A 7,820-nucleotide genomic window follows, 5' to 3' on the forward strand; every position below is an offset into this window, starting at 1 on the left:
CCGGCGGGGGGCGACGGCCTCGCGGGGCGGAGGCGGAGGCGAATTGTCGATGTAGCACTGGATGGCCACCGGGGCGCCGACCCGCTTGCGGATCAGGCGCTTGACGATCACGACCCGCTCGCGGCCCTCGTGCCGCAGGCGCACCTCGTCGCCGATGTGTACGGAGTAGGCGGGCTTCACCCGCTCGCCGTTCACATGGACGTGGCCGCCCCGGCAGGCGGTGGCGCCCAGGGAACGCGTCTTGATCAGACGCACGGCCCAGATCCAGCTGTCGATCCGGACCGTCTCGCCGTTCGCCGGCCCCGCGGCCTCGGCGGCGGCCACGGCGTCGGCGATCTTAGGATCGACGGGCTCGTCGGCGGAGGCAGCGGAGCCCTGAGCCGTCTGGGCGTCGTCGGCGCCTGGGGCGGGGCTGGTTCCGTCCGGTCCGCCGGTGCCGCGGTTCACGTTCTCGTCCGCATCCTCGGAAGCCATGCCCCGACCTTAACTCCCTCAGCCGGGTGAGCCGGAGGCGTTTTCGCCGGAGGGCTGGTGGTGACCGGCGGAGTGGTGGGACGCGCCCCCCTGGCGCATCCCGGATGCGCCGGGCCTCCGCGCCGCGGAGGCTGTTGTAGGGATCGCGTTCGACGCCGACGCCGTGCAACAAACGTCACCGCCTGGCAGGCAGCGAGCGGCTGGATGCACCTGTGTGAACTGGTGGGGCATACGGTGGCCGTATGGACGACAGCAGCGCTCTCGACCGGCTCGACGGGCTTGCCCGGCTCGACCGGCGGGTCGCGCAGTGCCGGGCCTGCCCCCGGCTGGTCGAGTGGCGCGAGGAGGTGGCCCGTACGAAACGGGCCGCGTTCGCCGACTGGACGTACTGGGGGCGGCCGGTGCCCGGCTTCGGTCCGGCCGACGCACGGCTGGCGATCATCGGCCTGGCCCCGGCCGCGCACGGCGGCAACCGTACGGGCCGCATGTTCACCGGCGACCGCTCGGGAGACGTGCTCTACCAGGCGCTGTACGACGTGGGGCTCGCCTCGCAGCCCACTTCTGTCAGTGCCGACGACGGGCTGGAACTGTACGGCGTCCGCGTCACCGCGCCCGTGCACTGCGCCCCGCCCGCCAACAAGCCGACCCCCGGCGAGCGCGACACCTGCCGGCCCTGGCTGGTTCAGGAGCTGAGGCTGCTGCGCCCGACACTGAAGGCCGTGGTCGTCCTCGGTGCCTTCGGCTGGCAGGCCGCGCTGCCCGCGTTCGCCGAGGCGGGCTGGACCGTGCCCCGGCCCCGTCCGGCCTTCGTCCATGGCACCCGGGTCCAGCTCGACGGACTGGACCTCTTCGGCTGCTTCCACGTCAGCCAGCGCAACACCTTCACCGGCCGGCTCACCCCGCAGATGCTCCGCGAGGTGCTGAGCACCGCGGCACAGGCGGCCGGCCTGCGGCAGCCGTCCGTAGGCCGGTAGTCGTCCCGTAGGCCGGCAGCCGTCTGTCGGCCGGGTGCGGTCTCTCTCCCCGGGAGCCACCTCGCAGCCGACGGCCGCTCCCTCAGGCGTCGGCCGTGGCCCCTCCGTCGCTTTCGGCTCAGTTCCCGTCGGCGGCATCGGCTCCGAACAGGTGCCGTACCGTCGAGCGATAGTTGGCGCGGACATGGTCGAGGGCGTGGGTGCGGGCGCGGTCGGGGTCGCCGGAGGCGATCGCCTCGTACAACTCGCGGTGCTCGGTGAGGAGTTGGGGCCATTCCTCGTTCCGCCGGGTCAGCCAGCGCAGGCGGCCGTCGACCGGCTCCATGACCGAGATCAGCATGCTGTTGCCGGCCAGGGTGCGGATGCGGTCGTGAAAGCGCGTGTTGATGTCCGTGATCGCCTCCGCATCGCCCTCCTTCGTGGCCCGCTCCGCCTGGTCGAGCAGTTCCCGCAGTTCCGCCAGGGCCTCCGGGGTCACCCGGGACGCCGCCAGCCCCGCCGCGTACACCTCCAACGCCTCGCGCAGCTCGAAGAGTTCCCGGACATCGGTCGGGGTCAGCCGGCGTACGACCGTGCGGCGGGCCGACTCGAAGAGGACGAAGCCCTCGGCGACCAGGGCGCGGATCGCCTCCCGCACCGGCACCCGCGAGACGCCGAACCGCTCGGCCAGCTCCCGTTCGACGAGCCGGTCACCAGGCCCCAGGCGCCCGGCGATGATGTCCTCCCGCAGGCTCGCCAGGACCCGCTCGCGCACCGCGCCCAGGGGTTCGATCGTCGTCATGGGCCCATCTTCGCCGACGCCAGGCGACTTTTACGGGGCCGTAACGGCAACGACATCGGTCCGAACGCTTGACGACGGCACCATGTCGGCAGTTTGGTATACCAAATCGCAAACCGCACTGCTGGCTTTCGGCCAATGGTGTGCCCGGACCCCTACCTGCGACACCTGCGACTAGCTGCGACACCTGCGGTACGGCCCCTTCGTCCCCCCGCCCAGGAGGCCCCGTGTCCCTCGCCGACCGCGCCGAAGCCACCGGCGCACCCGCGTTCGTCCCCGACCCCCGCCTCGTCAACGAGGACCTCGCCCCCGCCGAGCAGTGGAACTGGAAGGTCTTCGACCTGTTCGCCATGTGGATGTCCGACGTCCACAACCTCGGCAACTACACCTTCGCCGCCGGTCTGTTGGTCCTCGGTATGAACGTCTGGCAGGTCTTCACCGCCCTGCTCGCCGGCTTCGTGCTGATCTACATCGGCATGAACCGGATGGGGAAGATCGGCCAGCGTCACGGCGTGCCCTTCCCGGTGGTCAGCCGCATCAGCTTCGGCGTCTGGGGCGCCAACATCCCCGCGCTGATCAGAGCCGTGATCGCCATCATGTGGTACGGCATCCAGACCTATCTGGCCTCCGTCGCCGTCAACGTGATGCTGCTCGCGGCCTGGCCCGGCCTCGCATCCCTCACTCATCACTCCTTCCTCGGCCTCGACGCGCTCGGCTGGATCTCCTTCGTCTCGCTCTGGCTGCTCCAGTGGGTGATCATCAGCCAGGGCATGGAAGCGGTGCGCAAGTTCCAGGACTTCTGCGGCCCGGTGATCTGGCTGGTGATGATCGCGCTGGCGGTCTGGGTCCTGGCCAAGGCCCACTGGAGCATCTCGCTCACCTCCACCCCGCACCCGGTGTCCACGGGCGAGCAGTGGCGGCAGTGGTTCGGCGCGATCGGCCTCATCCTCGCCACCTACGGCACGCTGATGCTCAACTTCTGCGACTTCTCGCGCTTCGCACCCGACTACCGGACCGTGCGGCGCGGCAACTTCTGGGGCCTGCCGATCAATTCCACCGCCTTCGTCGTCGTGTCGGTGATCGTCACGGCCGGCTCGCTGAAGGCGTTCGGACAGGCCATCACCGACCCGGCGGAACTGGTCGCCAAGGTCGACAACACCTGGGTGCTCGTCATCGCGGCGCTGGCCTTCGCGGTCGCCACCATGGGCGTCAACATCGTCGCCAACTTCGTCTCACCGGCGTACGACCTGGCCAACGTCTGGCCGCAGAAGATCACCTTCAAGGTCGGCGGCATGATCAGCACGGTCGCCGCGCTGGTCGTCACCCCCTGGAACCTCTTCTCCAACCCGACTGTCGTCAACTACTTCCTCGGTGGCCTCGGTGCCTTCCTGGGCCCCCTGTTCGGCGTGATCATGGTCGACTACTACTGGGTCAAGCGCGGCAAGGTCGACGTCGACGCACTGTTCGACGCCCGCCCGGGCTCGCCGTACCACTATCGCAAGGGCGTCAACCCGAGGGCGCTGTGGGCGTTCCTGCCCGCCGCCGCGGTCGCCGCCGTACTGGCCCTGGTGAAGAGCTTCAACGATGTGGCGCCGTACTCCTGGTTCATCGGCACGGCACTCGGCGCCGCCCTGTACGCGCTGCCGGCCCGCCGGGAGCGCACGGCGACGACGGAGGAGGTCTGACGCGTTGCGGATCATCGTCACCAACTGCAACACCACGCGGGAGATGACCGGGGAGATCGTCCGCGGCGCGCGGGCCGCCGCGGCACCGGGCACCACCGTGACCGGCCTGACCCCGGCCTGGGGCCCGGCATCGGCCGAGGGCTGGCTCGACAGCTACCTCTCGGCCGCGGCCGTCCTCGACACCCTGCGGACGTACGACGGACCCGCGTACGACGCCGTCGTCCTGGCCGGCTTCGGCGAGCACGGCCGGGAAGGCGTACGGGAGTTGGTCGACGTCCCCGTCGTGGACATCACCGAGGCCGCCGCCCACCTCGCCTGCCTCCTGGGTCGTCGCTACGGCGTCGTCACCACCCTCGACCGGGCCCGCGGCCAGATCGAGGACAGCCTGGAGACCGCCGGCGTGGCCCGCAACTGCGCCGTCGTCGTCGGTACCGGCCTCGGCGTCCTCGACCTCGCCGACGACCCCGGCCGCACGGAGTCCGCGTTCCTGACGGCGGCCGAACGGGCCCGGGACGCCGGCGCCGAGGTCCTCGTCCTGGGCTGCGCCGGGATGACGGGACTGCAGCGGGCAGTGCGGGAGAAGCTCGGGCTGCCGGTGGTCGACGGGGTGGCGGCGGCGGTCAAGCTCGCGGAATCCCTGGCCACCCTGGGTCTGACGACGAGCCGAGCGGGCAGCTACGGCACGCCCTTGCCCAAGGTCCGACTGTGGGGCCGCTCCTCGGGCGAGCCGGAACGAGGGGCTCAGGGGCGCCAGACGTAACGCACGTCCGGCTCCCGCTCCTCGTTGCCACTGCCGTCGGTTGACTCGACGGCGGTGAAGCCGTGGCGCTCGTAGAAGCGGTGGGCGGGCTTGTTGACCTGGAAGGTCCACAGGGTCAGCCCGCCCGGGCTGCGCTCCTTGGCCAGCGCGACGAACCGGTCGCCGATGCCGCGCCCCCGCCACGCGGGGTCCAGGTACAGCTGGGACAGCTCCTCCTCGTGCAGGACCATCACACCGACGATCCCGCCACCGGCCGCCTCCGCCACCCAGGTCTCCCGCGCCGGCACCACGACATCCCGGAAGTGCTCCCGCACATCGTCGTCGGAGCGCGGCCGGACCACGGTGGGCAGCGCCGCCCGGAAGGACCGCAGCCACACATCGGCCGCCGCACGCGCGTCGGCCGGTGCGGCCCGCCGCAGCACGACCGTGCCGGTCACCGGCTCTCCTCCCGCTCCGGCACCGCGGCCGTGGCCGTGATCTCCACCAGCTGCCCGGTGTACCCGAGGCAGGCGACGCCGAGCAGCGTGGACGAGTGCGGTCCCGCGCTCAGCCCGGACGCCTCGACGACCTCCCACACCGCGGACAGCACGGAGGGCTCACTGCTCACCACGTACACGTCCGTGGTGACGACATGCGCCAAGTCACTCCCGACGGCGGCCAGTTGCTCCCGAAGATTGGCGATCACCTGCTCGGTCTGCCGCACGGGGTCACCCGGACCGACGATCTCCCCCTTCTCGTCGAGCGGCACGGCCCCTGCGAGGAAGGCGAGCCTGCTGCCCGCTTCCACCACGGATGCATGCGCATAGGTGGGCGGCGGGAAGAGACCGGGCGCGTCGACTCGTCGGATCATGGCGGCTCCCAGGGAAATGGCCAGCAACCACCCGATCATCCGCGTTCGGTAGCGCTGCCGCATCCCGATTTCCCGGCACGGAGAAGCGGTTCAATACGTCCGTGCCGTGGCCCGGCGGATCACGTCGTGAACCGGCTCTCCAGAAGGTGTCGTTCTCCGGTGGCCGTCCCGTGTCGGCCGCGGCTGAACGTTTCGAGTACTTCTTCGCCCGCAAGCAGTGGCCCGATGCGCTGAACGGCGCCCCGGTACTCGTCCTGGCCTCGCACTCCCGCGGGCCCTGGTCGTCGGCGGAAGTGTCGCGGATGCCCGATGGCCGCGTGCGGCTCGTGGTGGCGAGAATCTCGGGCAAGCGGTGCGCAACGTCAGCATCTGGCCCCGCACAGCGTCGCGTGCGGGTTCTGCCGGTCGATCGGGTAGTCCGGACGGGCCGGTGAGGGAGCGGACCACCTGGCACCCCGGCTCGCCGAGTACGAGGCCCGCCCCGTACGAGGCCTGCCACGTATGAGGCTCGCCGCCCCGCCGACGTCGCACCGCTCGACCACGAGCCGGCCCGGCCGGAGGCGGATCGGGTGCGGATCGGATGCGGGCTGACCTCGCGGCGCCGCGCGAGCCGTTGCGGCGCATCGCGGAGGGCCTCGCGGAAATTTCGGGAGCGGACTTCGGGATCGCTGCGGCAGGCTGAGGCCATGCCCGAGACTTCCGACTCCGATTTCCTCAGCCGTACGGCCGACCGCCTCGCCGCCCTCCCCACCGTCCAGGCCGTCGCCCTCGGCGGTTCCCGGGCCCAGGGCACCCACCGGGACGACAGCGACTGGGACCTGGCCGTCTACTACCGCGGCCCGTTCGACCCGGACGATCTGCGGGCCGTCGGCTGGGACGGGGAGGTGTCCGAGGTCGGTGAGTGGGGTGGCGGGGTGTTCAACGGCGGAGCCTGGCTGACCGTCGACGGGCGCCGGGTGGATGTGCACTACCGGGATCTCGACGTGGTCGAGCACGAGCTGGCGGAGGTCGCGGAGGGCCGGTTCCGGGTGGAGCCGCTGCTCTTCCACCTCGCCGGCATTCCCACCTATCTGATCGTGGCCGAACTCGCCGTCAACCAGGTGCTCAGGGGCACCCTGCCCCGCCCCGCGGGCTACCCGGCCAAGCTGCGCGTCACCGCCGCCGAGCGCTGGTACGGCACCGCCCGGGCCACTCTCGGCTACGCCAAGGCCAACCACGCACCCCACGGCCGCCTCACGGAGACCGCCGGGGCCATCGCCACGGCCGCCGCCCAGGCCGCGCACGCCGTGCTCGCGGCACGCGGCGAGTGGGTGACGAACGAGAAACGGCTGCTGGAGCGGGCCGGGCTGCGCGGGATCGACGCGGTGGTGGGTGGGCTGCGGGCCGAACCCGACGCGCTGGTCCGCGCCGTCACCGACGCCGAGCGGATCGTCGGGTCGACGCGTCCATGAGAGCGTTCACCAAGTTCACCAAGTCCATGAGTCCATCGAGTTCATGAATGTCGGGGAATCGCGTTGATGGATTGCGTGATGGATTGCGTGATGGATTGCGTTCATAAAGAACCCGGTCGTCCCAGGCATCTTTCACCTCCCTGAAACGTGATCGCCCCGTTCGCCCGGCGAACCCGCCCTACCGTGGAAGCACGGTCCACCGGCCACTGTCGTCCGCAGGCCCACCTCGCCCTCGTACGAACAGGAGCCCCGTGTCCCGGCCCGCCGTACCCCTCTGGCTCTCCCATGCCCTGCGCGCGCAGCGCGGTCCCGTGCCCTGGGGTGCGGTGATCCGGGGCACGCTCGCCGCCGGACCGCTGCTGCTCGCCGGGGTGCTCGCAGGGCGGACGCCCCTCGGGTTGCTCGCCGCCGTCGCCGCGATGCTCGCCGGCATCAACGACCGGCCCGGCAGCCGGCGGGCCGCCGTGGAGCGGCTCGGGGTGCCCGCGCTGGCCGGTGCCCTCGGGCTGCACGTGGGCACGTACGCCGGGCAGGGGCTGGCCGCCGTACCGCTCACCCTGGCGCTCACCGCTCTCGGGCTGGTCGCCGGCGGGATCAGCGCGGTCGGGCCCGTCGCCTCGGCCGCGGGAACCCACCTGCTCGTCGGTGCCGCGCTCGGCGCCGGGATGCCGGCGGCCGAGAGCGGCCTGCTACGGGCGCTCGCCTTCCTCGCCGGAGCCGGGTGGCTGCTCCTGCTGCGGCTCGCTCTGCCCACTCCCGGTTCGCTCACCGGGGACTTCCGGTTCGACGGGGAGCGGGCGGCGGTCGCCGATGTGTACGACGCGGTCGCCGCCCTGGTCGAGGCCGTG

8 protein-coding genes and 1 pseudogene are annotated in these 7,820 nt (G+C 71.7%); 5 read left to right on the plus strand and 4 right to left on the minus strand.

Annotated elements, in window-relative coordinates:
- Positions 1-474 (minus strand): RNA-binding S4 domain-containing protein (locus M878_RS81335; protein WP_023551537.1); only part of this gene is annotated, 474 nt, incomplete at its 3' end.
- A 242-nt stretch (positions 475-716) separates the two neighbouring features.
- Between M878_RS81335 and M878_RS81340 the strand changes: the two genes are divergently transcribed.
- Positions 717-1,448 carry a uracil-DNA glycosylase gene (locus M878_RS81340; protein ID WP_023551538.1) on the plus strand — a complete coding sequence of 244 codons (732 nt, stop codon included), beginning with the start codon at positions 717-719 and terminating at the stop codon, positions 1,446-1,448.
- A 118-nt stretch (positions 1,449-1,566) separates the two neighbouring features.
- On the opposite strand, the gene M878_RS81345 is transcribed toward M878_RS81340, so the two are convergent.
- On the minus strand, positions 1,567-2,229 hold the full coding sequence (locus tag M878_RS81345; protein WP_023551539.1) for a GntR family transcriptional regulator: 663 nt from the start codon (positions 2,227-2,229) through the stop codon (positions 1,567-1,569).
- A 224-nt stretch (positions 2,230-2,453) separates the two neighbouring features.
- Here M878_RS81345 and M878_RS81350 point away from each other — a divergent pair, with 224 nt between their 5' ends.
- The gene (locus tag M878_RS81350; protein ID WP_023551540.1) at positions 2,454-3,911 is read left to right on the plus strand and encodes an NCS1 family nucleobase:cation symporter-1; all 1,458 of its coding nucleotides are present in this window, start codon (positions 2,454-2,456) and stop codon (positions 3,909-3,911) included.
- 4 nt (positions 3,912-3,915) lie between these two features.
- Positions 3,916-4,671 carry an aspartate/glutamate racemase family protein gene (locus M878_RS81355; protein WP_023551541.1) on the plus strand — a complete coding sequence of 252 codons (756 nt, stop codon included), beginning with the start codon at positions 3,916-3,918 and terminating at the stop codon, positions 4,669-4,671.
- Here the strand turns inward: M878_RS81355 and M878_RS81360 are convergent.
- Positions 4,653-5,108: a GNAT family N-acetyltransferase gene (locus tag M878_RS81360; RefSeq protein ID WP_023551542.1), complete on the minus strand. Its 456-nt coding sequence runs from the start codon at positions 5,106-5,108 to the stop codon at positions 4,653-4,655. The genes M878_RS81355 and M878_RS81360 overlap by 19 nt on opposite strands.
- Entirely contained in the window at positions 5,105-5,521 is a 417-nt protein-coding gene (locus M878_RS81365) for a RidA family protein (protein WP_031226426.1), read from the minus strand. Before M878_RS81365 ends, M878_RS81360 begins: the two co-directional genes overlap by 4 nt.
- 686 nt (positions 5,522-6,207) lie before the next feature.
- On the opposite strand from M878_RS81365, the gene M878_RS81370 reads away from it, so the two are divergent.
- Together M878_RS81370 and M878_RS49435 are read left to right on the plus strand one after the other, a co-directional pair.
- Positions 6,208-6,972: a nucleotidyltransferase domain-containing protein gene (locus M878_RS81370; RefSeq protein ID WP_023551544.1), complete on the plus strand. Its 765-nt coding sequence runs from the start codon at positions 6,208-6,210 to the stop codon at positions 6,970-6,972.
- A gap of 251 nt (positions 6,973-7,223) precedes the next feature.
- Positions 7,224-7,820 (plus strand): annotated as a pseudogene (locus M878_RS49435) (FUSC family protein); the annotation flags it as partial.

Origin of the sequence: Streptomyces roseochromogenus subsp. oscitans DS 12.976 (genome assembly GCF_000497445.1) — a bacterium.
Classification (GTDB): Bacteria; Actinomycetota; Actinomycetes; order Streptomycetales; family Streptomycetaceae; genus Streptomyces; species Streptomyces oscitans.

Excerpts from the sequence above, each read along its gene's own strand:
- M878_RS81340 (WP_023551538.1), top strand. The coding sequence starts at position 717 with ATGGACGACAGCAGCGCTCTCGACCGGCTCGACGGGCTTGCCCGGCTC.
- M878_RS81345 (WP_023551539.1), bottom strand. The coding sequence starts at position 2,229 with ATGACGACGATCGAACCCCTGGGCGCGGTGCGCGAGCGGGTCCTGGCG.
- M878_RS81365 (WP_031226426.1), bottom strand. The coding sequence starts at position 5,521 with ATGATCCGACGAGTCGACGCGCCCGGTCTCTTCCCGCCGCCCACCTAT.
- M878_RS81370 (WP_023551544.1), top strand. The coding sequence starts at position 6,208 with ATGCCCGAGACTTCCGACTCCGATTTCCTCAGCCGTACGGCCGACCGC.